This window comes from Motiliproteus sp. MSK22-1 (genome assembly GCF_001968815.1).
Classification (GTDB): domain Bacteria; phylum Pseudomonadota; class Gammaproteobacteria; order Pseudomonadales; family Balneatricaceae; genus Motiliproteus.
Genome location: NZ_MIEQ01000078.1, coordinates 38,260 through 63,572, shown reverse-complemented (window position 1 = coordinate 63,572; position 25,313 = coordinate 38,260). Strand labels below are relative to the sequence as shown.

The following is a 25,313-nucleotide window of genomic DNA, read 5'->3' as shown; positions in this document are numbered from 1 at the left end:
AGCCCATGGAGCAACTGAAGGTCAGTGTGATCGTCGCAGTGTACAAAGACATTGAAGCGTTAAAACTCATCGTCGAAGCAATGAAGAATCAGACTTATAAACATCTCGAACTGGTGGTAGCCGAAGATAATAACGCTCCGGAAATGGCTGCCTTTATCAATTCGGTTCAAGGACTCAAGGTATTACATACCTGCCAGGAGGACCAGGGGATTCGTAAGGCCCGATCGATGAATAATGCGATCCTTAAGAGTAGCGGGGATTATCTGATATTTATTGACGGCGACTGTGTCCCTTATTCCACGTTTGTTGAAGGTCATGTCAAACTGGCAGAAAAAGGGGCGGTTCTGGCAGGTCGCCGTGTCAATCTGGGACCCAAATACAGCCAACGTATCAGATCGGGCCAACTCAGCGCTTTGAGTGTCGAGAAAAGTTACCTTTGGCGATTGCCGCTAATTATCAGGGATTGTCAGGAAAGCCATTGTGAGGCGGGGATATCCCTGAATTCTGATGGCTATTTGTTCAGTCGCCTGGTCAAGCACAAATCCCCCAGTATCGTAGGCTGTAATTACTCTTGTTTCCGGGAGGATATGGTCGCCCTGAACGGTTATGACGAAAGCTATGGTCAAACCTCGCTGGCCGATGACACTGATTTGGAATGGCGTTTCAGAGCCTATAATTTAAAGGTTAAATCCTGTAAGTATGCTGCTAACATGTTCCATCTATTTCATGGCCGCAGCCACCGTGAAATAGACTCCAGCAATGAAACCGCGATGATGCTGGCACGCAAGCAACAGGGGCTGTTCCGATGCGAAGAAGGTTTGTCGACTCATTAATTTTCATGATCAGCATGACTTAATTTTCAGATCGACATGACTTAGTTTTCAGACTAACAGGCTTCAACGATCCTTATCGTATTTAAAACCCGGAACATCCTTAAAACGTTTATGTACCCATAGGTACTGTTCCGGGCACCTATCTATCTGTGCTTCAATAAGCTGGTGATATCTCTCAGTATCAGCCACGACATCATCAGTGGGAAAGTTATCCAGTGGGGCGCTTAACTCCAAACGGTAACCGTCCGTATCCCGTCTGAACCAACAGGGAACGACTGCGGCTTGACTTATCCGCGCAATATCGGAAGTGGCAGTAGCGCTGTGGGCCGGTTGGCCAAAGAAATTAACCAGCGCACTATGGCTGCCCTGATGCTGCTGGTCAGGAGCAAACCAGAGAATGCCACCGTTACGCAGATGGCGAATGGTCTGCTTCATATTCTCTTTGGGGATGGCACCGGCAGTATTCTTACTGCGACCTTTCTGAGTGTAGTGCTCTAACAGCGGGTTATTCATTTTCCGATAGACCGGTGCAAAGGCCACATGCTGACTTAATAGCCGTAAGCTTATTTCCATATCGGTAAAATGAGCGCCTAGCAAAATAATGCCCCGCCCCTCCTGTTGAAGCCTCCTGACATGCTCCAGGCCTTTTATTTCGGTCAACAAAGGATTTAACTTGGACGATGGAGCCCACCAACAGAGTGCGGTTTCCAGAAAGGAGATTCCCATGGACTCAAAGTGCCGGAGTGCCAGCTGTCGCACAGCTTGTTCACTCTTGTCAGGGTAGCAGTGGCGAATATTAATACGAGCAACGGACACTCTCCCGGGAGCAATTCGATGGATGACTCTACCCAGTATTCGCCCAATGCCAAGCTGAATTCGATAGGGAAAAAGAATCGCCAGACGAAGAAAGATAAGCCAGATCCACAATAACCAATACCGGGGTGTCAGGAATTGACTGAACTGAGTTTCATCTTTCTTCATAGGCCGTTTTCCCTATGGAATTAGTGTTGATCAACAGCCAGCATCGCGAACTGTATAAATAGCTGATATTGATAACATTATTATGAGCCTATCAGAGAACTACACGCCCATTTTCTGATAGAGCGCTCGATAGAATCCATCTTTTTCCATCAGCTCCCGGTGGGTGCCAATCTCACGAATTTCCCCTTGATCCATCACCACAATCCGATCGGCATTTTCAATGGTGGATAGACGATGGGCAATGATAATGGTCGTCCGATCAACACAGATATCTTCCAGCGCGGCCTGCACTTGACGCTCGGATTCATTATCCAAAGCCGAGGTGGCTTCATCCAGTATCAGTAATGATGCCTGCCGATAAAATGCCCTGGCCAATGCTAATCGTTGTCGCTGACCGCCGGAGAGCATGCTGCCCTGTTCGCCAATTCGGGATTCAATGCCACAGTCCATCTCGGCGACAAATTTTTCCGCGTGGGCCTGCTTAAGGGCTAATCGCACTTTCTTGGGATCAGGTCCTGATGGATCACCAAAGGCGATATTCTCAGCAACCGTCTCATCAAATAGCAGAACTTCCTGATCAACATAGGCAATTTGATCACGCAGGTTCTTCAGAGACAGCTCCCGAATATCAACGCCATCAAACAATATCTGTCCCTGTTGAGGATCATAAAACCGAGGCAACAGCTGGGTTAGTGTGGTTTTTCCACTACCGGAGGCTCCCACCAGAGCCACTTTCTCTCCCGGTTTGATGCTCAGATTAATATCATTTAACGCAGGCGTCTTCTGGTTGGAATAGCGGAAGCTCAAATTACGAATTTCCACCGCCCCGGTGAAACCGGTTATCTCTTTAGTACCGGTATTACGCTCTTGGCTTTCATCCAATAAGCTAAAGACACTTTCTGCGGCAGCCATACCTTTCTGGAACGGCTCAGCAACATTCGTTAACGCCCGTAACGGGGCAAATAACATCCCCATAGCAAAGAAAAAGGAGGTAAAGGCGCCGGCAGACATAGAAGCATCGCCCTGTAGATTAGCGGCAAAATACACCACCGCCGCCAGGGCTATCGCGATCACAAACTGCACAATCGGGGAGTTAGATGCACCAATAACGGTCAGCTTCAGGGCATTGTGTCGTAAATCATCAACAACCTTATGAAATTTATCCGACTCCTGTTTCTCTGCACCGTAAAGCTTAATCAGTTTATGACCTTTTATTCCCTCTTCCAGCCGGTGGGTAAGCGACCCCATTCCCTGTTGCAAGGCATGGCTGGACTTGCGCATTTTGGTGCTGACCAGTTTGATAATCACGGCAATGATAGGGACCGTGATCAGGACCAGCAGAGACAGCTGCCAGCTCTGGTAAAACATATACCCCAGCAAGCCGATAACAGTGAGGGTATCCCGCACCAGAACCAGCCAGACGTGACTGGCCGTAGAAGACAACTGCTCAACATCATAGGAAACTTTGGACAGAAGCTTGCCGGTTGGATTCGCATCCATAAACTGCTGTGGCAGCTGCTGAATATGATGATGAAGATCCAGCCGGATTTGCATCACCACTCGAGTCGCCACCGAAGTGATACAGAGCGTCGCCACCACCCTGGCAACCCCGCGAATAAAAAACAGGCCCACCAGCACCAGCGGCACTAACACAATGGCATCAGGATCACGCTTGATAAAGGTACCATCGATCATCGGTTCCATGATTGCTGCGACACTGGGTTCAGTCATCGCCACCACAGCCATGCTGATAATGGCTGCAATAAACTTAGTCAGATGAGGACGCACGTAGGAGAACAGGCGCGACAGAATTATTCGGTTTTCCATTCAGTGTAATTACTCTTCAAACGGCACGAAGGTGGACAACTAGCGCTAATTAACAATCATAACAAGACAATAAAGACCAAAAGCCAGAATGCCCATTGCAACGTCGGGAAAGGATTCTAGCATAGCCGACAAGTACCTGAATAAAGCAATCGACGCTTTAACGTTCGAAAGGCAGAGAACCCGACAGCACCCTGAGTACTTCTCTTGCCTGGTTTGAAGCAGCCTGCTGATGCTTAACCAACAGCGCTTGGGCATTGTTCCGATAACTGAGTCGCTGTTCGCTGGATTCCAGCATCTGCTGGACCGCCTGATACAATTGCTGTGAATCCTGTACCTGAAGCGCAGCCCTTTGCGCCAGGAACTCCTCCATAAAATCAGCAAAATTACGCATCTCCGGACCCACTATGATCGGACAGCCATAGGCGGCAGGCTCCAGAATATTATGGCCACCCACATTTACAAAGCTTCCGGCAACCCAGGACAGATCAACCGCAGCGTAAAACTGCAGCAACTCTCCGAGCGTATCCCCCAGGTAGACTTGAACCTCCGGCTTTACTGTCTCTTCACCACCACTACGACGGCTCCAATTCAAGCCACTTTGCTGACAGAGTTCAGCAACTTCATCAAAACGCTGGGGGTGACGTGGAACAATAACCAACAACAAATCAGGGTAGATACTGAGCAACTTGCGGTGACAATCCAAAACAATCTGTTCCTCAGTCTCATGTGTGCTGGCGGCCAGCCACACGGGCCGGGAGACTCCCAGCCGCTTACGTAACCCCTTTCCCTGATCCCTGATTGAACTGTCAGTCTGCTGGCTGAATTTGAGATTACCGGTAATACGTAATCGTTGTTCTGCCACCCCAAGGGCTTTATAACGATCCGCAACCGCTTCACTTTGCGCCATGACCAGTGAGCCATACTGCAACGTCTGAGCCCACAAATCAGAAAACCATCCCTGATAGCGTCTTAAGGATCGCTCTGACAATCGTGCATTAGCCATGACAATACCGACCCCCTGTTGATGGCACTGCCTCCACAGAGTAGGCCAAATCTCGACCTCGAGAACAATCAGCAGACTGGGGCGAATCTGTTTCAACGTACGCCTGACGACAATAGGCAGATCATAGGGAGCATAGAGCTGCTGATCATTTTCAGTTAAGAATGGTGCAATGGCATCTGCGCCGGTTGCAGTCGTGGTCGTCACCACAAAACTTCCGTCGTAGCCCTGAGACTTCAGCGCTTCAATCAACAGGCCTGCCGCCTTGGCTTCACCCACTGAAGCCGCGTGAATCCACAGAGGCTTAGAAAAAAATAGAGGCTTCGCTTGCCCGCCCAATGAGCTAGCCGGGAAAAAACCAAAACGCTCTTTAAAACGAGACTGACCCGATTGTCGATCGATTCTCTTGGCCAGATAAAGAGCAAGGGGTATCAACAGGCACAGCAAAAACCGGTAGACGACGCGCTCTGTGATCAGCGCTATCGATGAGCGGCCCAAGAATCTCATCAGGACACCACCGGATTATCATTGATCAGTTGGTCCAGCATGTTAAAGACCTCTTCGACAGTAATACTGAGCATCACCTGCGGATCCCGCACCCGCTTTCCCCAACTAACCTTGTCCACTGCTGCTCCCAAATGCTTCTGAACTTGATCAGGATAACGATTAACCACCCACTGTCGACTTAAATACGGGCCAGTCCGATCAGGATTAGAGCTCGCGTAAAGACCTAATGCCGGGGTCCCGGTTGCTGTAGCCATATGCATAGGTCCCGAATCAGGCGCCACAACCAGATGAGCCTGTTCCACCAGGGCTAATAGTGTTTTAAGCGAAGTTTCCCCGATCAGGTTGATCGGTGAGCTTCTGCACAACCCCTGTATCTGTCGCCCATAAGCTCGTTCCAGTTCAGTATTTCCACCAGAGAGTACCGAATGCAATCCATAACGGTCATAAGCATAATCCATTAATCCAGCGTATCCCTCAGGTGACCAATTACGGAAATTTCTGGCCCGTTGACTGGAACAAGGACTAATTAACATGAATGGCCGATTCGGAGCCACGCTGAGCGCTTCAGTCCGACTTTCATCAGGAATGGGCATATTCCAGGTCAACTCGTCCCCCGTCAATGCAGGCCTGCTGACACCGAGTGCCTCGATAAAATCCATAAACCCCTCCAGCACATGAGCTTTCGGGTGAGCCGCGATCTTCCTATTGGTAAACAGGTATTGATAATCTTTCGCTCGCTCCTTATCAAACCCAAATCGCAAGTCGGCCTTAACAGCAAGGGAGACAAGACTGGCCCGCAACGCAGCTTGCATATGCAGTAACACATCAAACTTTCGCCCGGCCAGCTGACGACGAAGCTCGAAAATACCCTTCAGACCGGTTTTTTTGTCATAAGCAATCAGCTCTACGCCTTCGAGTCCCAAAAGCAACTGCTTCTCTACCTTGCCAATAATCCAGGTTATGCGACAATCGGGCCACTGTCGTTGTAGCGCTCGGATGGCAGGTAAACAGTTACAGACATCTCCCAAAGCTGACAGCCGTAAAATACAGATCGACCGGGGTGCTTGGCGTTGCAATACTTGATTAAGTGGCAGGTTTGATTTCAGGACCAAATCTCTTTTGTTGAATTGACTAAACGTTGAATGTACTAAAAGTTAAATGTACTAAAAAACGGCTCAGGCTCTCTGATGATATTTCATGACCTTAAACAAGGGAACACCACCATTTGGGTGATTCCCGAACTGGTTGAGCATATTACTCCTTCCTGGTTTGATCTCAACTGGTGGAACAATCATGGCCAGCAGGTGAACTCCGCTCCTGGGCGCGGAGAAAGCTACTTTTTACGCTACCAGAGCTGGTCAATGGTATGGCGACACTATAAGCGCGGTGGGATGGCAGCCAGGGTTTCTCAAGATCGTTACCTGTGGACGGGGCTGGAGAATAATCGCGCCTATGCCGAATTAATGCTGACCCGGCAATTGCTGGATATGAACTTACCAGTACCCCGCCCCTTAGCCGGACAGATTATAAGAGAAGGGCTGTATTATCGGGCTGACTTAATCACAGAACGCCTGGCAGGAGCGCGTTCACTGGCGGATATGCTTGGAGCCAAAGAGGAGCTGCCCTGGGCTGGCATTGGAGCCACAATTGCTCGCTTTCATCAGGTTGGACTTGATCATGTGGACCTTAATATCCGCAATATTCTCTGTAACCAAGCCAATGAAGTCTTTTTGATCGATTTTGACCGCTGTCGGATGCGAGATCCGGCACTTCAATGGCAACAAGGAAACCTGGCTAGACTGAAGCGCTCGCTGAATAAGCTTTTCCCGGAGCAAGATCATGATCAACACTGGCAACAATTAGTAACAGCTTACACTGATAAAGCCCCGTAAAGCACTTTAGAGAATCTGAGAACAAGGTTCTTAGGGAGCCACCGATCACACATCCAAACACTTTCAGGTCTCGATTTGGCTTAATTAGTACCTGAAACCCTGCTGGAAAGCGCCTTTAAGGGACTTATTTAACGGCGATATTACGGGATAGTTCCCTTTTACTACGATGGTGACTACAATCTTTCCTTCTAGTCGTTCAACAAACCATTACTTTGTTTGGATAGTGCCGGGAATAGCCTTGGCAGCGGTAATCACAAGGATGGTTTCAGGATAAATATTTTATATTCACAAGAATAAGTTCAAGTAGAATTTTTGACTCTTTGAGGTAGCAACATGTCTGCGTTTGGTTCCGTCTTCATGCCTGAAATGGCGATCTCCTGGTTTGATGGCTCAAGTTGGAGTACTCCTGAGATGGTCTCCAGCGACAGCATTCAATTACACCCAGGAGCGCACGTGCTGCATTATTCCAGCACCTGCTTTGAAGGTCTCAAGGCATTTAGCCACCAAGACGGCAGCACCAAGATATTCCGAATGGATAGTAGCGTGGATCGTTTTGCCCAGAGCAGCCGATTGCTGGCGTTGCCAGAAATAGACAAAGCAATAACCTCCCGTATGATTATTGATAGCGTCGCCCATTTTGCCAATGATGTCCCGGCATCCCCCGGTTCTATGTATATCCGTCCAACTCACTTTGGCACTGAGCCGGCCATCGGCAAAGCGGCAGCTCCATCCGTCAGCTCCTGTCAGTACATTCTGCTGTCTCCGGTAGGAGACTACTTTGCCGGTGGTGACGCCTGTCTGCGCCTGTTGCTGGATGAGCAGGGGATGCGATGTGCTCCCCATAACGGCATGATAAAAAGCGGAGGTAACTACGCCAGTGCTCTGAGGCCCATTATGCAGGCCCGCTCTGAATATCAGGCAGATCAGGTACTGTTCTGCCCGGGTGGAGACGTACAGGAAACCGGAGCTGCTAACTTTTTACTGATCGACGGTAACGAGATCATCACCAAAGCATTGGACGAGAGTTTTCTACATGGTATTACCCGCGACTCTATCCTGACCATCGCCCGTGATCTTGGAATGCAGGTATCTGAGCGGCAACTGACCGTTGAGGAATTGCTGGAACGTTCAGCCAAGCCAAATTGTGAAGCCGCACTATCCGGTACAGCGGCGGTTCTGGCCCCTGTCGGTACTCTGATTCATAATGGCAGGGAATATCAGGTTGGTAGCGGCAAAGTTGGAGAAACGACGGTGAAATTACGTCAGACTCTGAATGATATTCAATGGGGTAAGACGGAAGATCGCCACGGTTGGTTAACCAACGTAGAGGCCTGATAACAAAATACCCAAAATGACTCAGTCCTGAAAAGCCTTGCTGGAAACAGCAAGGCTTTTTTTGTCCGGGCTCTAAAACGAATAAGAGGTAAAACAGTGGCAAATAGGTTGTGCTACTACATTGACCTAATACATCAACCTAATACATTATTGACCCGATACATTGACCTATTGCACTGACCTATCACCACGTTGGCCGATCAATACGCTGATCTATCCTGTTGCTTTCTCAGTTACCCTTTGCGAAGTACGCTATCCCAAATTTTTGCCACAGCTTCACGAAGCTCTTTCATCTCCTGATCATTTATCAGACTGGACTTCTCCTGCAACGCCAGATGATGTCCAACGGAACGATAGGACTTGTAAGCTTCCCGCAATAGCTCAGCCTGTTCTTGCGGTAACAAATCTGTCTGCTCAACCGCATCCAGGATACGAATATTATCGGTATAGGTGATCAGTTCAGGTTTATCCGCTGCGAAAGCAAGGGCAAAGTATTGCACCAGAAATTCAATATCGACAATACCACCCGAATCCTGCTTCAGATGAAAGACTCCGGGCTCACCTTCTTTAGTGGGACTCTTGGAACCCAGGTGCTCACGCATCTTCAGACGCATATCCAGCACCTCTTGTCTTAACTTCGCCTCTTCACGCTGCTGGCATAAAACCTCCGCCCGGACCTGTTCAAAGCGCTCAGCCAAACCTGAACATCCGGCAACAACCCGCGCCCGAACCAGCGCCTGATGTTCCCAAGTCCAGGCTTCCTTAAGCTGATAGTCTCGAAACGCTTTAAGAGAACTGACCAGTAAACCCGAGTTGCCTGAGGGTCGTAGTCGCATATCCACTTCATAAAGCTGACCAGAGGTGGTCGCAGTATTTAGAATATGGATAATGCGTTGCCCTAGACGGGTAAAAAACACTTGGCAATCAATAGGCTTAGGACCGTCAGTGGGCAGGTTTACAGCTCCATCATGAATAAAGACCAAATCGAGGTCAGAGCCGTAACTCAGTTCAATTCCTCCTACCTTGCCATAGCCGACCACAATAAAGTCAGGATCACAGCAAACGCCGGGCTCACGCTGTGGAGTCCCATGCTTTTCGGTCAGCATTCGCCAGGCAATATCCAACGCTCCTTCCAGCACAACCTCAGCAATAAACGTCAGATAATCACTCACTTTCATTAAAGGAAGAGCACCACTGATTTCTGCGGCAGCAACACGCAGCACATGGGCGTTCTTGAAATACCGCAGAACCTCCATCAACTGCTCTGTATCCTCCTCGGGAATGCGCAGCAGCTGTTGGCGCAACTCGTCCTGTAACGCTTTTTTATCAGGAGGGCTGTAAAGGCTCTGAACATCAATCAGTTCATCCAGAAGAATAGGCTGTTTGGACAATGTGTCGGCGAACCATGAACTGGAAGAGCAGAGTTTAACCAACTGGGCCAAGGCTCCCGGGTTTTCAATCAGGAGTACGAAGTAGGCACTTCTTCTCAGCACTGATTCAACCAGCCGCAACACCCGTTCCAATGTCCGGGTGGGCATTTCACACTGAGCGACTCTTTCCAGCAGGAGCGGCATGAGATTATCCAACCGTTCACGGCCAATCTGTTGCATCACTTCAACCTTTCGGTTGTTACGCAGATTGTCGATCAAGCGAAGAGCTTCAGCCGGTTCTTCATGACCCTGTTGCTGCAAAAATGCCAGTGCATCTTCTCCCTCCAGCTCCTCGCTCCAGAAAGGTTGCCAAATGCTCTGTTGCTGACCTAGCGGCGCTTCTTGAACAGGGGCTATCACTTCAGAAAAATGATGCTCTACCCGTTGCCGTTGCTGATTCAAATGGGTTAAAAAACGCTTCCAGTCATCAAACCCCATGGCGAATGCCAGTCTAATCTGACCAACCTCATCAATGGGTAACTCCTGAGTCTGTTGATCTGCAAAGGCCTGAATAGCATGCTCGCTGTTTCGCAGGAATCGATACGCTTGCAGAAGTTCATCAGCGGCCTGCACTGGCATACCCACAGCGTCAGGCAACAACTTCAATATCTTTCTTAGCTCTCGTTGCTGTAAACGACTGTCTCTACCGCCACGAATCAACTGAAACGCCTGGGCAATAAACTCCACCTCCCGTATCCCGCCAGATCCGAGTTTGACGTTACCCTGCAGGTTTTTTCGCCGGACTTCACGGTTGATCATCTCTTTCATTTTTCGCAACGAATCGAAGGCGCTGAAATCCAGATACTTCCGATAGACAAATGGCCGCAAGGTTTCCAACAGCTGCGCACCCATCTGCTGATCTCCTGCAACAACCCGAGCCTTGATCATGGCGTAACGTTCCCAGTCACGACCTTGATCCTGATAATACTCTTCCATAGCAGCAAAACAGGGAGCAAGAATCCCCGATTGGCCATAGGGTCGCAGGCGCATGTCGACTCGAAAAACAAAGCCATCCGCCGTGTTATTATCCAATGCCTGAATAAGCTTTTGTCCCAATCGATTAAAAAAGGTCTGGTTGTCCAGGCTCCGCTTACCGCCTTGAGTTTCGCCGTTTTCAGGAAATGCAAAAATCAGATCGATATCAGATGACAGATTCAGCTCCTGAGCGCCTAACTTTCCCATCCCCAGAATAACCATCTGCTGAGGACGCACAGGCTGGGCATCCGCCATAGCATCACCTGCAATGCCGGGTAAACTTCCACGGGAATAGGGTGTTCCCCAGTTGCCACAGGCCCATCGATAGAGCCATTGCAACGCCTGATCGGTACAAGCATCAGCCAATTCACTGAGATCCCGGGTTGTTTCCTCTAAGGGTGCTTCCCTGTTCAGGTCTCTCCAAATAATCCGAATCATCTCCCGATTACGGAATTTTCGCAGCTGGCTATGCAGTTGTAGTTCTGTTTCCGTCTCACTCAGCTGTTGCCGGAGACTAAGATGCAAGTGACCCGGAGCATAGCTCTGTTGGAGATCATCCAACAAACCAGTCAACCAGAGTGGGTGAAGAGTACACTGACCCGCAACAAAATCACTACATGCCCAGACATGACTTAGCTGCTGCCAAAAGGTCACCGGTTGGTTGTTAAGCTGGTTGAGCACTTTCTCATCAGCGGCTTCGACAAAATTCTGCCAATGCCGTTCTACCGCATCCTTTAATGATGATGGGATGCTGTCCAATACCGGACCCTGCATAATCTTACCCTTCTTGCGATGGTGACTGTTCCGAGCCTATCGCACAAACCACTTCCAACGACAGACTCGATATTCCAGCAAACTGGCTATTTTTTGGAGGTAAACAGCCTTCTCTTTTGGATTAGAGGAAATTTTGCTCGCCGATTCAAGACTTACCCTCCTTATCTTTTGTAATCCTGGCATGATTCTCAACTTCGATCATGTTCTCACCATTAAGGATGCCGATCATCTCGCCACGATGATGCGGACACCCTCAGCGACCTACGGACAACTTCAGCGACCGACAGGCTCAGCGCTGTAACCGGCAAAACTCAGCTGCAACAGACACTGTGCTAAGGACTGACTACGGAGTATTTTTTCTATCTCCTGCATACGGACTGGATATCCAGCATTAGGGGAAATATTCAGTGCATACCGCTGTTCCAGCAGCCAGGGGCCAAGCCTATGACGAAGTGATTGACAGCAGGAAGCCAACGCTTGCTGTGTTGCTTGCGGAATTGATAACGATAAAGCGGTCGAAAGTGCCTGTAAATCTTCGAACCCTGCCAGTACCTGAGATAACAACTGCGGATCTTCAAGAAACTCAAAACTTTCGATCGCTGATTGAGTAAATGTCAATAAATGCATCAGCAACTGATGTTCAGTGAGCTTTGCTCTATCCAATTCACTCAATTGCGGAAGCTGGCGAGCCCGTTCGGGACACAGAAGTCGAAAGCCTCGCTCTGCTTTACTGACCCGGGTTATACGTAAGGGCACCTCTTTGCTTAATTCCAATGCCAATCGATATAACTGCCCCGGATCTCCGGACAACAACTCTAATTCAACTTCGCTGATGGCGTCTCGCCCCTTAGTGATCGAAGCTGAGGTCGATGGGCCTGACTTTCGTTTACCCGGCTCCGGTTTATTTGAGTTCCAGGCACCGGCAATTGCCCAACCCTCGTCCAGCACCAGCTCAATATCGGTATCCTGATCCTCACCCGGAACCCTGAGTTTCCAGACCGTTCGTTCAAAGTCGGTACTAAATACCGGCTCAAAACTCGCCAGATCCACCCCTTGCGGCAACGCATCAGCGGGTAAAAGACTACAATCCAATTCAGCACTTTCCAGATCCCATTCCCACTCCTGACGCTGATGCAAACCTCCCTGACTCGATCCTCTGGTTTTAAGAGTTTGAATAAAACGGTCCCCTTGGCGACGAATTCTCAACGCGATCTTGTGGCGATTAAGCGCAAGTTCCGGTGTATCAAAATAAAGATTGCAGAGGCTTCGGGTCTCTCTCTCCTGACGTTGATACTTCTTCAACAAAGGCTGTTCTCTCAATGAGTTATATGCAGATGCTGGAAGGCTGAGCTTGAGTTCGATTTCCTGTGCCATAAATTATCCTGCGTATATTGAAGACAAACTAAACTAAACAGAGCTAACAAGGATCAAATCATCAGAAAAGCAATGTGGCATAAATGCTACAAAATGATGAAACATATCCGTATACTTCCCCAAATTTTTTTCAACCCTGAAGGTAAGTCACCATGGTTGCAAACAGTTCTTTTCTTCAAATGTTTGCCAGATCGCCTGTCAAACCCATGCAACAGCATATTGAGAAGGCGCACGCCTGTGCAATGGAATTAGTTCCATTTTTTGACGCAGTATTGGCCAAGGATTGGGAAAAAGCCGAACAGATTCAATTGCGAATCAGTGATTTGGAGCACCAGGCAGACGAACTCAAACGAGGTGTTCGTGCACATTTGCCAAAGAGCTTGTTTATGCCGGTACCCCGCACGGATCTTCTGGAGCTATTGCGGATGCAGGATCGTATTGCCAATAAAGCCAAAGATATCGCCGGAATCATGACGGGCCGTCAAATGGAAATTCCAGATGGAATTGCCAGCTTGGTAACAGAATACGTGCAAGGTTCTCTAGCGGTAACTGAACAGGCCGTCCGTGCGCTAAATGAGCTGGACGAGTTGGTTGCCACCGGTTTTAGAGGTCGCGAAGCGGACACCGTGGGTGAGATGATTGACGAACTGGATAGGCTTGAACATGAAGCAGACCGTCGTGAACGGGAAATCCGTCACGCGCTGTTTGATGTTGAGAAAGACCTCCCCCCAATCGATGTGATGTTTCTCTACAAAGTCATCGAATGGATTGGTGAATTAGCTGACCGCGCCCAGCAGGTCGGCAGTCGCTTACAGTTGTTGCTGGCCCGTTAGGGTTAGCCAGTATAACACTTACAAGATTAACCCACTGGGAATACTTTCATGACTATCATTGCAGAATACGGTAATGTGCTAGTCCTGCTGGCCTGTTTGTTTGGCTTTTTTATGGCTTGGGGTGTCGGTGCCAACGATGTGGCTAATGCCATGGGTACCTCTGTCGGCTCTAAAGCACTGACCATCAAACAGGCAATATTGATCGCTATTATCTTTGAATTTGCCGGTGCCTACCTGGCAGGTGGTGCAGTAACGGCAACTATCCGCAAGGGCATTATTGATCCCGCGGTGCTATCCGGCTCCCCTGAACTGTTGGTCTTCGGCATGATCTCGGCCCTGTTAGCCGCTGGTATCTGGCTATTGATAGCCACCCACTACGGCTGGCCCGTATCCACCACTCACTCCATCGTTGGTGCAATTGTCGGATTTGCTGCGGTGGGCATCTCCGTGGAAGCAGTAGCCTGGGGCAAAGTCGGTAAAATCGTTGCCAGTTGGGTGGTCTCGCCGGTACTGGCCGGAAGCCTGGGCTTCATGTTATTCAGAAGTGTCCAGCGCTTGATACTCGACACCGCCGATCCGTTTGCCAATGCCAAGCGTTATATGCCGGTTTACAGCTTTATTGTCGGCTTTATTATCGCCATGGTTACCTTTACCAAAGGCCTAAAGCATATAGGCCTGGGCATCAGCTTTGGCGAAAGCATGCTATTTTCTCTGGCATTCGCTTTTGTGATCGCAATGCTGGCCAAGTATCTGCAAAGAAGTATTAAGCAGAATAAGGCCGCTGACCGTGACTACCACTTTTCCAGCGTAGAGAAAGTCTTCGGTGTCCTGATGATGTTTACCGCCTGTGCCATGGCCTTTGCCCACGGCTCCAATGACGTTGCGAACGCTGTAGGCCCACTGGCTGCCGTCATCAGTATTGTCGGAGCCGGTGGAGAAGTCGCGCAGAAATCAGCCATGCCGGTGTGGGTACTCCTTCTCGGTGGTGGAGGTATCGTTCTGGGATTGGTCATGTACGGCCACAAGGTTATTGCAACAGTGGGTAACAACATCACAGAACTCACTCCCAGCCGTGGATTCGCAGCCACCCTGGCCGCAGCCTCTACCGTAGTCATCGCATCAGGTACCGGCCTGCCAATCTCTACCACCCACACGCTCGTGGGTGCAGTGCTGGGAGTTGGTATTGCGCGAGGACTCTCCGCGCTGAATTTGCAGGTAGTAGGGACCATCTTTATGTCCTGGATCGTCACTCTGCCAGCCGGAGCAGGTTTGGCAATCCTGTTCTTCTTTACCCTGAAAGGAATTTTTCTGTAAAGCTTTTTTTATCAGACCGGTTTCTATAAAAACCGGTTTTGATAAAGCTTAAGCTTTAAAAGACTTCGACTGCAAAACACCAGTCGAGGTTATTCATCGATCAGTCCTGCTGAAAAAAACCCTTCTCTGTATAGCCAGAGAAGGGTTTTTTTGTGTTTACTCCCCATTATCTGCACAATGAAAGGGATTTCACTCATATTATTTCAAATATGGGATATATTCAGCAGCAGGTAAATTCATGAACCAAGCCCCTTCTTTGATCACCATGATGCAGGAACTGATAGGTACCGCATCCGTTAGTTCCACCGCCCCGGGCTGGGATCAAAGCAATCGTGATGTAATCGAGAAGCTTGAAGGCTGGTTGAGTGGGATAGGTTTTAAGACAGAAGTGCTGGATGTTCCCGATCATCCGGGCAAAGCAAACTTAATTGCAACGCTCGGCTCAGGGCCGGGAGGCCTGGTTTTTTCCGGTCATACCGATACGGTGCCTTATGATCAGGGGCGCTGGGATAGTGATCCATTCAAACTGCACGAGCGGGATCAGCGGCTGTACGGTCTGGGTACTTGCGACATGAAAGGATTTTTCGCCCTGGCAATTGAAGCCGTCAAGGATTTTCTCGATCAACCGCTAAAACAGCCCCTCATCATTTTGGCGACGGCCGATGAAGAAACAAGTATGAGCGGTGCCAAGGCGCTTGCTGATCTGGGGCGGCCCAAAGCCCGTTATGCTGTTATCGGTGAGCCAACCGGAATGAAGCCGGTCCATATGCATAAGGGAATGATGATGCAGCGGGTCAAAGTTCGCGGACAAGCGGGACATTCCTCCAATCCAGCTCTCGGAAACAATGCCCTGGAAGCCATGCATGCAGTGATGAGTGAGCTGCTTCAGTTCCGAAAGGAGTTACAGGCAAAGTATCAAAATGCTTTGTTTGAAGTAGCAGAACCCACCCTGAATCTAGGCTGTATCCATGGGGGAGATAATCCCAACCGTATCTGTGGTCACTGTGAATTGGACTTTGATTTACGTCCTCTGCCTGGCATGAATAATCAGGAACTGGCAGGTCAAATAGAACAGCGTCTCAATTCAGTAGCGGACCGGTTTCAAATCCAACTGGAGTGCGAAGCCCTGTTTCCGGGAATCCCAGCCTTTGAGAATCGAGCGGATTCTGAATTAGTCAGACTTGCAGAATCTCTCACCGGCCACACGGCAGAAACGGTGGCTTACGGAACCGAGGGGCCATTTATGCAGCAGCTGGGCATGGATACAATTATTATGGGCCCCGGATCCATTGATCAGGCACACCAGCCTAACGAGTTTATCGATTTATCCCAGATCGAACCGTCGATAGCAATTCTGAAACAGATGATTTCCCGCTGTTGTTTGTAACCACCATTTTATCGTCATAAACGAGTCCTACTGTTATATTGAGTGAGCACAATTATTTTAATTAATAACAGCAAAGATACTCTGGTCTGAAGAAGAACGGAGTCTAGAGCAAGATGAACCAGACTATTAAAAATAAGCCACAAGACAATAGATCGAATCAAGATCAGCAACAGGCGACACTGAATCAGGAATACGTCGATTTCTTTCGCCATTCATCACCCTATATCAATGCCCATCGAGGTAAAACCTTTGTACTGATGCTGGATGGTGAGGCTCTGGAGTCAGAAAACTTCAGCAATATTGTTCATGATATCGCCCTGCTCAATAGCCTCGGTGTACGCCTGGTGATTGTCCATGGTGCTCGACCACAGATTGCTGCCAGACTCCAGGAAAAACAACTAACCACTCGTTTGCACCACCACCTAAGGGTCACGGATGCAGCCGCTTTGGTCTGTGTCAAAGAGGCTGTCGGCAGCCTCCGGACAGAGATTGAAGCCAAACTATCAATGGGTGTGGCTAACTCTCCAATGCAGGGAGCCCGCTTAAGAGTTTGTGGTGGAAACTTTGTCTCTGGCAAGCCCATAGGCGTTGTTGATGGTGTCGACTACTGTCACACCGGAGAAGTCAGACGAGTTGACAGGAGCGCAATTCAACGACAGTTAAATGACGGCGCAATCGTGTTAATCTCCAACCTCGGTTATTCACCCACTGGGGAAGTATTTAATCTGGCCGCAGAAGATGTCGCAGCCCAGGTATCAATCACCCTGGAAGCCGATAAACTGATCTGTTATGGAGCCAGTAACGGGATTACAAATCAGCAGGGTGAACGTCATTCTGAATTACTGACCAAAGCCGCTGAACGTTTACTCAATCACTATCTGGACAATCTTGAAGACAGCGAAAGTCCACATACGGAACTCTCCCGGCAGTTAACCGCGATCACAATAGCCTGCCGGGGTGGCGTCGAAAGAGGTCACCTGATCAGCTATTTGCAGGACGGTGCCTTGCTGATTGAACTCTTTACCCGAGAAGGCTCCGGGACGATGGTTGTTCAGGAAAGCTACGAACAAGTGCGTCAAGCCTGTATCGAAGACGTCGGGGGAATCCTGGAGCTGATACAACCGCTTGAAAATGCGGGAGCTCTGGTCAGGCGTTCCAGAGAGCGACTGGAACAAGAAATTCATCGCTTTACCGTGGTCGAGCGTGATGGGGCCATTATTGGCTGCGCCGCACTGTACTGCTTTGATGACGGTTCTGCTGAATTGGCTTGTGTGGCAGTCGATCCTGATTATCGAGGCGGAAATAGAGGGGATCAATTACTCGAAGCGTTGCAAAAATCAGCTCAGCAACAACGGATAAATAAGTTGTTTGTGCTGACGACCCGCACCGCTCATTGGTTCCAGGAACGGGGCTTTATCGAAGCCGATATCCAGTCCTTACCGGCAGAAAAGCAATCGCTTTACAACCTTCAGCGAAACTCCAAGGTATTTACGAAACAGCTATAAGAAGAAGCAGCAAAAAAATATTAAAAAACAAAACAGGCCGTTATCAGGCTCGAACAGCCTGATAACTCTGCTGGAGCGTTGAAAAGAGTAGAGGGTTATTCCTTAACATTGGGCTCGAAGGTCAACAAGGAAGTCAGTATCTCCGGCGGTACCGGTCGCCCAAGTAAAAATCCCTGACCAATACCACAGCCACTGCGACGAACAAACTGATGTTGCTCTTCGTTTTCTATTCCTTCCGCTACAACATCCAGATCCAGCAATTGCCCAAGCATAATAACCGCTTTGGCAATCGCCTCGTCACGGCGGTTATGGTTAGCATCTGCGATAAGAGTACGGTCTATTTTCAACTTATTGATCGGTAATTGTTTAAGATAAGCCAGAGAGGAATATCCCGTTCCAAAATCATCAATAGCTAAACTGATCCCTCGATCTCGCAGTGCCTGGAGGATCCGAATACTCTTCTCGGTATGCTCCATAATGCAATTTTCCGTGATTTCCAGCTCTAAAGCGGTTGCAGCCAAACTGTTTTCTGCCAATGATCGATTAACTGATGCCAACAAATCTCCCCTGAGAATTTGAACACTGGAGACATTAACGGCGATCCGGGGAGGTCGATATCCTTGTTGCTTCCATACACGCACCTGCATGCAAACCTGATCCAGAACCCAGTCACCAATTTTTTGAATCAGATCTGTTTCCTCAGCCAGCGGAATGAACTTAACAGGGGAAATAAGCCCCCTCTCGGAATGATTCCATCTCAGTAAAACTTCTGCGCCGACAAGAGCGCCTGTATTCAAATCAAATTGCGGTTGGTATTCCAGAGATAATTCCTTCTGCACCAGTGCTCGGCGTAACGCCGATTCAAGATCCAGCCACTCTACCGATGTCAACGTCAGTTCAGCCGTATAAAACGCGTAGGTGGAGCGCCCTTTACGCTTTGCCTGATACATTGCTGCATCAGCATTCCTGATCAATTTGTCAGCATTATCGCCGTGGTCGGGATAGATACTGATACCAATACTGGTGGTTACAAAGAGCTCCTGGTTGGAGACCTTAACAGGCTTTGCCAGAACAGCCTGAATGCTCTTAACCAGTATTACAGGCACTTCTAAACTATCAATCGATTCAAGAATAATCATAAATTCATCGCCCCCCAGACGCGCCACCGTATCTGCTTGACGAACTGAGCTGCTCAGACGATCCGCGATCGTAACCAGCAGGGCATCCCCCATGGAGTGACCAAGGCTGTCATTAACATGCTTGAAGTGGTCCAGATCCAGAAACATCACCGCAACTCGCTGACCTAAACGAGCAGCTTTCGATAACGCATGCTCCAAACGGTCATTACCCAGCAATCGGTTGGGCAAGCCTGTCAACGGATCATGATAGGCTTGATGCTGTAACTGGGCTTCAGCAAGGGTCCGCTCTGTAACATCCATCAGAGTACCAATAATGGCGGGCTTTCCATCGTACTGAGTGATGGCACCTAACATTTCCACATAGATCAGGGAGCCATCTTTTTTAATTCCCCGAAAATTGAAGTCGATGCTTTCGGCTAATACAGACATACACTTTTCGATATTTCGCGTAACCAGGTAAAGATCATCATGATGGGCAAGATGGTAGGGACCCAGCTGCGCTTGGATCTCTTCCGAGGTATAACCGAAGATACTGGCAAAACGCGGGTTGACGTAGATATAGAGTCCGTTTTGGACAATGTAGACCCCAACCAGAGACTTTTCAGCCAGATCACGGAATTTTTGCTCAGATTCCAACAAAGCTGCCTTGGTACTTTCGGCTTCGCTGATATCCCGAAAAGTAATCACCGCCCCTTCTTGACGCCCCTCGCGGGTCATGGGCATTGCAGAATACTCAACGGCAAAGACACGACCATCAGGCTTAGTCAGATGAGCCTGCTGATCTACGATAACATCGCCACTACCGGACAATAGCGCATCCAAATTGCCATTAGGACCATCAACATTCCAAACTTTTCTGAGTGACTGGCCAATCATGGTCTTTGCAGGCATCCCCAGGATGGCTCCTGCTGCCGGATTAACAAAACGCAACTCACCACCTGCTGTAACACCTATCACTCCCTCACCAGCAGAGTTAAGTATCAACTCATTATCCTCCTGTAACTTCGAAAGGAGGCTGAATTGGCGGCGAATATAATGGGAAATCAAGACTCCCAGTAGTAGAAAAAGTACTGCGAGCGCAATAACGGAAAGCACCATCCGAATGAGCGTGGCCGCCAGTCGAGCTTCTGTCTGCTGAGAACTGGCAGCCAACCGGGTTGCTGCTAAACGGTTAATGGTCTGAAGTGTCTGCTGATTTCCGGTAATTAGTTGCTCAACTTCGAGAATCAGCTGTTCTCGGGTTTGCTCCAGTAGCAGGTAAGTCTGCCGCTGTCGAAAAAGCCCGGTACGACCTACCACAATTGTCTGATGGGCCGGATCGGGACGATATTCTTCACCAAACAATGCCACTAAAACAGGAAACAGATCGGGTAAAGGCAAAGCTTGAGCGATAGAAAAGTGCTTCTGAAGTGTTGCCAGCTGGCGAGTGAGTCGATCAATGGAAGGCTTAAACTGATTGTCTTTAATATCTGCCAATGCAGCCAGATCTTGCTCCGCAGCGAGTATTTCAACCAAACGGGCAAGTTCTGCTGTTTCCCTTTTCGCAGCCTGAATAGATCTTGGCCAAAGTAAGGTTTTCTCCCGGCGTATTTGCCGGGCAAGATTAATAAACTCCTCTCCCTCCGCTGTTTTCCACTGCCGAAACAACCTGGCATTATGTAAGTTATGCTGTCCTTCCAAGCTCTCAATTGATACTCGAAGATGGTTCAGAGCCGTTCGGACATCACCCAGACTCTGTTCCTGGCCCATATCTATTGCAACCGGACGGAATTGATCATACCAGGCCAGAGTCTCTTTCCAGATGATTTTCATCTCACTGACCCGATTGTCAAAAATCCCCAGTGCTGAGGCCATCTCGGCTTCGGAAAATGCCTGATCCATGGTTGCAATCGCTGCTTCCAAGGCGTCTAACGCAGGATTAAGCTGTAACGATCCCTGTTCTCCGTCCGTGAGAACCAGCCTTTGGTTGACAGTAAGCGCTTCCGCAGTTAATCGGTGGAGCTGCTCTAAATTTAACTGAATCTGCTGGTGCGTTGATCGACTGGCGGCATTTCTATCTGCCACAACAGCCAGGCTCCAACCAACATAGGCCGCAATGGCCCCACTGCAGAGAAGGCCTAAGAGGACCAATGCCCACAAGAGCCTGGTTAATTGCTGGGGAGAAAAACCATCACTCACGAGAACCACTGTTGTTGCTGTTATCGCTGCTGTTGCCACCAAGCAGTCGTCCAATGTCGGTCCATTCAAAATGACTGACGCCTTGCTCAGTGAGAACAGTCGGCCAGACTCGGTGACTAGCCTGATGCTCTTCGGGACTTAACTCCAACTGATAGTTGAGCCCCACATCAAACCGACCCAGGCTCTCTAACGCATCGATCAGGTTAATCCGATCAGGATCCTCCTGTAGACTGCTTAACGCCCGAATCAGCACACGTCCAGCAAGATAACCTTCCAGGCTACCAAATGACGGCTTGAGAGATCTGTCATATTGAACCACGTCCTCCAGATACTCAGCCACAACGGGCAGCCCCTTATTATTGTGGTGCGGAACAACCTGGGTCACCAGAATATTACCGGCAGGCTCTTTTAACGCGTCAAACAGTGGCTGACTGCCGACAAAAGAGACATTGAGCATTAGCGCATCTACATCTGAATCTCGCGCTAAACGGATAAACTTAGCGACAGGAGTGTAAGCGCCAACAATAATAATCGCCTTTGGTAGAGATTCCGAGTAGAGCAAATCTGCCAAAGCATTTTCGACTGCCAGGGTATTACGCTCATAACGAACATGCTGTACCTCAAGTTCATTCTCTAATCCATGCCGTCGGAGGGCTTCAATACCGCCATAAAAACCGGCATCACCATAACCATCCCGTTGAGTAAAAAAGGCAATCTGCTGAGGCTCAAGCCCACCAACCTCTATTAACGCATCCACCATAGCGGCTGTTTCCTCAGCGTAGCTGGCACGGAAATTAATGACATAACGCTCGGGCGGACTGCGTCGCAAAGCACCTGCTCCGGTAAAGGGGGCAAAAAACAGAATCTGATGCTGACGAATGATTGGTAAGGCTGCAATCGCTGTCGGGGTTCCCACATTGCCGACAATGGCAAGAATTCTGGGGTCAACGACCAGTTGTTTTAGGTTCTGGACGGTCTGTTTAGGTTCATAAGCATCATCCAGCACTCTCAGTCGCAATTCACGCCCCCGAATACCTCCTGTACGATTACTCCGATCAAAGGCAATCAGCAAACCATCACGCATATTGACGCCCAACTCCGCTGCTGGACCACTGAGTGCAGTAGACATTCCAAACTGCAGTGGACGAAGCTCTGTCTGGGCAGCGGCAGTGCCACAAATCAGGATTAACAGTAATCCAAAAAAACTCTCAAGAGTCCTTTTGGTTAACCCACCCCCAGGCTGAAAAAAAAGTTTTCGATTAAGCTGCTGAGAAATTCTGAAGCACAGAAGCAAAAGCGGTAAAGCGCTATGAAAAAGCATCGAGTTACCTCAAAATCTGTAACTTTAAGACACATACTTAATCAACTATTATGGCAGTTATTCAGATATTTGTTTGATTGGCTAGTTCCGTTGTTCAAGGCCGGAAAAGGAAAGACAGGGTCAAGAAATTGACCCGCAAGAGGACAGTAATACCGACTTCAACCTAATTGCAGATTAGCTACTTGGGAAGCCTTAGCCTAAAGGCTGCGCCACCCATAGCGCTTGAGTTCAGATCCAGCTTGCCCTCATAGCCTGCCAGAATATCCCTGACCACCGAAAGACCGATCCCTTGCCCCTGCTGCTGAGAGTCTGCACGCATACCGCGCTGCATAATGGCTTGATGAAGATCCGCTGAAACCCCAGCACCATTATCTTCCACCCGAATAATCAGATCGGCCTCTGTTTCTGCCAATATCACCTTTACCTCGCCACCCCCATATTTAAAAGCGTTATCTATCAGGTTACCCAATATTTCCATCAGATCCCGCTCATCTCCCTTAAAAGCTAAATCTGGTCCGATCACTGCAAAGGACTGAAATGTCTCTCGATAGATTTTTTCCAATGCATGCCCAATCCGTTCAGCGGCAGGCTTAATAGCAATAGGTTTCAGCAAATTATGCGCAGGAGTCGCGGTCGCTCTGCCTAATTGATGGCTGATTATTTGATCCATTCGATCAATCTGCTCAGCAATGCTCTGACGAGGCCGCCGACAATCAGCCAATTCTTTATTCACATCTTTATCCACTTCCTGACAGTCGTACCCATTAGCAATGTTTCGGATAACCGCTAAAGGCGTTTTCAGGCTGTGAGCCAGGTCTGCCAGGGTATTTCGGTAACGTTCCCGCTGTCGCCTCTCGCCCTCTAACAGTAGATTCAGGTTGGCAGTGATGGGCGCAACTTCTTTTGGGTAACGGCCCTGGAGCTTGTCACTTTCTCCCTGCTCAATTGCTTTTAAATCCTCTGCCATATTCATCAGGGGATTCAATCCCCAACGGAGAATAAGCCCCTGTGCAAGCAATAACAAAAGTGCCAGTAGTGACAGCCCGCCCCACAAATGAACCCGAAAGCTGCCCAGCTCTGCTTCGTAAGAGGTAGGAACTTCCATTGAAGTAAATAAGAAAGGGGTTTCACGACCATCTTCGGTTTCCCAAACCACCGGATAACTGAAGTAAAATAATCCTTCACTATTGCGGCCAAACTGCGGCTTATCGACATTTTTTAACCTGAGGCTGAAATTGAGATCACTTCCAAGGGTTGAGGGAGAGCGCCATAAAAGTCTGCCATCAGCATCACTTACCAAGCCATATAAATCAGATCCAGGCTGGCTAAAACGAGGCTCTTGTAATGCAGAAGGCATCCAAAGCTCCCCCCCACCTGCTTCAGCCGCTCCGAGCAGAACGTAGGTCTGTAACCTTAACCGTTCTTTAGTGGCGGCCTCCAGACTCTGACTAAAGGCCTGCTCTAAAATTAATGCCGTAATGCCCAGGATCATCGGCAACAATAAACAGGAAGCAAATCGTAGCCGCCCTGACAGCGACCGGGGGTAGAAAAATTTGGCAATAACACCAGCGAGAGGCTTGCTAAACACCAATGCTCAACCGTCCTGCTGCAGCACAAAACGATAACCTCGACCCCGTTCGGTGGCTATCGGTTTAAGTGTCCCATCAGGATCAAGTTTTTTACGAAGGCGAGTGATAAACACTTCAATAACATTGCTGTCACGATCAAAGTCCTGATCATAGATGTGCTCTGTCAACTCAGTCTTGGATACAACTTTGCCAGCCCTGTGAATAAGATACTCAAGAGTCGCATACTCGTAGGCAGTGAGTTCCAATAACCGATTGTCCAGTTTGATTTGTTTGGCTGCACTATCCAGAACGATGGGGCCGAATGATAACTGTGAACTGGCATGCCCGGCGGAACGTCGCAGTAGCGCATTGATACGGGCAATAAGTTCCTCCATGTGGAACGGTTTGGTGAGATAATCGTCAGCACCGGCCTCCAGCCCTTCAACTTTATCCTGCCAGTCTCCTCTGGCCGTAAGAATCAATATGGGGTAATCAACAGATCCACTACGAAGACGTCGGATTAATTCAAGACCACTCAACTTGGGCAGCCCAAGGTCTACAATGGCCAGATCGTAAGGCCACTCATTAGCAAGATAAAGCCCCTCTTCGCCATCTGCAGCCGCATCAACAACATATTGATTATTTTTCAGGCTACGACACAACTGTTCCCTTAGGGAGTCTTCATCTTCAACAACCAGTATACGCATGGGTTAATTTCTCAATGTTTTCCTTTTTGCCGCATTTTTTCTATCTGTACTCTTTTTTTCAGTCGATAGAATGCGCCCCTGAGCGGACATAATTAAGACTTTCACCCGACCCGAAGGTTGCAGTAATTTGATACGATAAGCGGTGCTGTTATTACTGCGGACCTGTTTAATGTCGAGAACCTGACCACCGTACTGGTGCTGCGCTTTCTTTGCTGCTTGCGCTGCAGAAAGTGGCGCTGCGCTAACCGACAGAGATAACAAAATACCCAGCATTATTGCCACTACCTTGGGTATTAGCAGGGATATTGCCCGCCCTCTGAACGTTAGATGCTGTCGTTCTCGCCTTGTCAATTGCCATAACCTTTCGTAAGGACCGAACCTGAACCAGACTTACCACTAATAATTCCAGCCTTACCCAAGTGAAAACGCTGCA

Annotated in this window: 18 protein-coding genes; 7 read left to right on the top strand and 11 right to left on the bottom strand. The window is 49.0% G+C overall.

Annotated features, from left to right (window positions below):
• Positions 1 to 5 precede the first annotated feature (5 nt).
• On the top strand, positions 6 to 833 hold the full coding sequence (locus BGP75_RS21775) for a glycosyltransferase (RefSeq protein WP_198939511.1): 828 nt from the start codon (positions 6 to 8) through the stop codon (positions 831 to 833).
• A 63-nt stretch (positions 834 to 896) separates the two neighbouring features.
• On the opposite strand, the gene BGP75_RS21770 is transcribed toward BGP75_RS21775, so the two are convergent.
• The 4 genes from BGP75_RS21770 to BGP75_RS21755 all read right to left on the bottom strand — a co-directional run bounded on the left by BGP75_RS21770 (position 897) and on the right by BGP75_RS21755 (position 6,260).
• On the bottom strand, positions 897 to 1,814 hold the full coding sequence (locus BGP75_RS21770) for a lysophospholipid acyltransferase family protein (RefSeq protein WP_076721035.1): 918 nt from the start codon (positions 1,812 to 1,814) through the stop codon (positions 897 to 899).
• A gap of 99 nt (positions 1,815 to 1,913) precedes the next feature.
• Entirely contained in the window at positions 1,914 to 3,641 is a 1,728-nt protein-coding gene (gene msbA / locus BGP75_RS21765; RefSeq protein ID WP_076721034.1) for a lipid A export permease/ATP-binding protein MsbA, read from the bottom strand.
• A gap of 157 nt (positions 3,642 to 3,798) precedes the next feature.
• Positions 3,799 to 5,148 (bottom strand): 3-deoxy-D-manno-octulosonic acid transferase, encoded by a 1,350-nt coding sequence (locus tag BGP75_RS21760; protein ID WP_076721033.1) that lies wholly within the window; start codon positions 5,146 to 5,148, stop codon positions 3,799 to 3,801.
• The gene (locus BGP75_RS21755) at positions 5,148 to 6,260 is read right to left on the bottom strand and encodes a glycosyltransferase family 9 protein (RefSeq protein WP_233152997.1); all 1,113 of its coding nucleotides are present in this window, start codon (positions 6,258 to 6,260) and stop codon (positions 5,148 to 5,150) included. Before BGP75_RS21755 ends, BGP75_RS21760 begins: the two co-directional genes overlap by 1 nt.
• Before the next feature lie 75 nt (positions 6,261 to 6,335).
• On the opposite strand from BGP75_RS21755, the gene BGP75_RS21750 reads away from it, so the two are divergent.
• Positions 6,336 to 7,040 (top strand): 3-deoxy-D-manno-octulosonic acid kinase, encoded by a 705-nt coding sequence (locus BGP75_RS21750; protein ID WP_076721032.1) that lies wholly within the window; start codon positions 6,336 to 6,338, stop codon positions 7,038 to 7,040.
• Between the two features lie 333 nt (positions 7,041 to 7,373).
• On the top strand, positions 7,374 to 8,375 hold the full coding sequence (locus BGP75_RS21745; protein ID WP_076721031.1) for a branched-chain amino acid aminotransferase: 1,002 nt from the start codon (positions 7,374 to 7,376) through the stop codon (positions 8,373 to 8,375).
• 233 nt (positions 8,376 to 8,608) lie between these two features.
• On the opposite strand, the gene glnE is transcribed toward BGP75_RS21745, so the two are convergent.
• Complete coding sequence (gene glnE / locus BGP75_RS21740; RefSeq protein ID WP_076721030.1) at positions 8,609 to 11,554, bottom strand: bifunctional [glutamate--ammonia ligase]-adenylyl-L-tyrosine phosphorylase/[glutamate--ammonia-ligase] adenylyltransferase; 2,946 nt, start codon at positions 11,552 to 11,554, stop codon at positions 8,609 to 8,611.
• 273 nt (positions 11,555 to 11,827) lie between these two features.
• The gene (locus BGP75_RS21735; protein WP_076721029.1) at positions 11,828 to 12,928 is read right to left on the bottom strand and encodes an inorganic triphosphatase; all 1,101 of its coding nucleotides are present in this window, start codon (positions 12,926 to 12,928) and stop codon (positions 11,828 to 11,830) included.
• Between the two features lie 152 nt (positions 12,929 to 13,080).
• On the opposite strand from BGP75_RS21735, the gene BGP75_RS21730 reads away from it, so the two are divergent.
• From BGP75_RS21730 to argA, 4 genes are all read left to right on the top strand, one after another.
• Entirely contained in the window at positions 13,081 to 13,761 is a 681-nt protein-coding gene (locus BGP75_RS21730) for a TIGR00153 family protein (RefSeq protein ID WP_076721028.1), read from the top strand.
• A gap of 48 nt (positions 13,762 to 13,809) precedes the next feature.
• Positions 13,810 to 15,075 (top strand): inorganic phosphate transporter, encoded by a 1,266-nt coding sequence (locus tag BGP75_RS21725; RefSeq protein WP_076721027.1) that lies wholly within the window; start codon positions 13,810 to 13,812, stop codon positions 15,073 to 15,075.
• A gap of 238 nt (positions 15,076 to 15,313) precedes the next feature.
• Positions 15,314 to 16,462, top strand: coding sequence for an acetylornithine deacetylase (argE, locus tag BGP75_RS21720; protein WP_076721026.1), 1,149 nt, complete (start codon positions 15,314 to 15,316; stop codon positions 16,460 to 16,462).
• Between the two features lie 113 nt (positions 16,463 to 16,575).
• Positions 16,576 to 17,967, top strand: a complete 1,392-nt coding sequence (gene argA, locus BGP75_RS21715) for an amino-acid N-acetyltransferase (protein WP_083704974.1) — start codon at positions 16,576 to 16,578, stop codon at positions 17,965 to 17,967.
• A gap of 95 nt (positions 17,968 to 18,062) precedes the next feature.
• Here the strand turns inward: argA and BGP75_RS21710 are convergent, their stop codons facing one another.
• From BGP75_RS21710 to BGP75_RS21690, 5 genes are all read right to left on the bottom strand, one after another.
• Positions 18,063 to 21,353 (bottom strand): EAL domain-containing protein, encoded by a 3,291-nt coding sequence (locus tag BGP75_RS21710; RefSeq protein WP_233152996.1) that lies wholly within the window; start codon positions 21,351 to 21,353, stop codon positions 18,063 to 18,065.
• Positions 21,277 to 22,413: an ABC transporter substrate-binding protein gene (locus BGP75_RS21705; RefSeq protein WP_198939510.1), complete on the bottom strand. Its 1,137-nt coding sequence runs from the start codon at positions 22,411 to 22,413 to the stop codon at positions 21,277 to 21,279. Before BGP75_RS21705 ends, BGP75_RS21710 begins: the two co-directional genes overlap by 77 nt.
• 370 nt (positions 22,414 to 22,783) lie before the next feature.
• On the bottom strand, positions 22,784 to 24,193 hold the full coding sequence (locus tag BGP75_RS21700; RefSeq protein WP_083704972.1) for an ATP-binding protein: 1,410 nt from the start codon (positions 24,191 to 24,193) through the stop codon (positions 22,784 to 22,786).
• Between the two features lie 6 nt (positions 24,194 to 24,199).
• Positions 24,200 to 24,880, bottom strand: a complete 681-nt coding sequence (locus BGP75_RS21695; protein WP_076721024.1) for a response regulator transcription factor — start codon at positions 24,878 to 24,880, stop codon at positions 24,200 to 24,202.
• Positions 24,881 to 24,883: 3 nt separating this feature from the next.
• Entirely contained in the window at positions 24,884 to 25,231 is a 348-nt protein-coding gene (locus tag BGP75_RS21690) for a PepSY domain-containing protein (RefSeq protein ID WP_143821145.1), read from the bottom strand.
• Between the last annotated feature and the right edge of the window lie 82 nt (positions 25,232 to 25,313).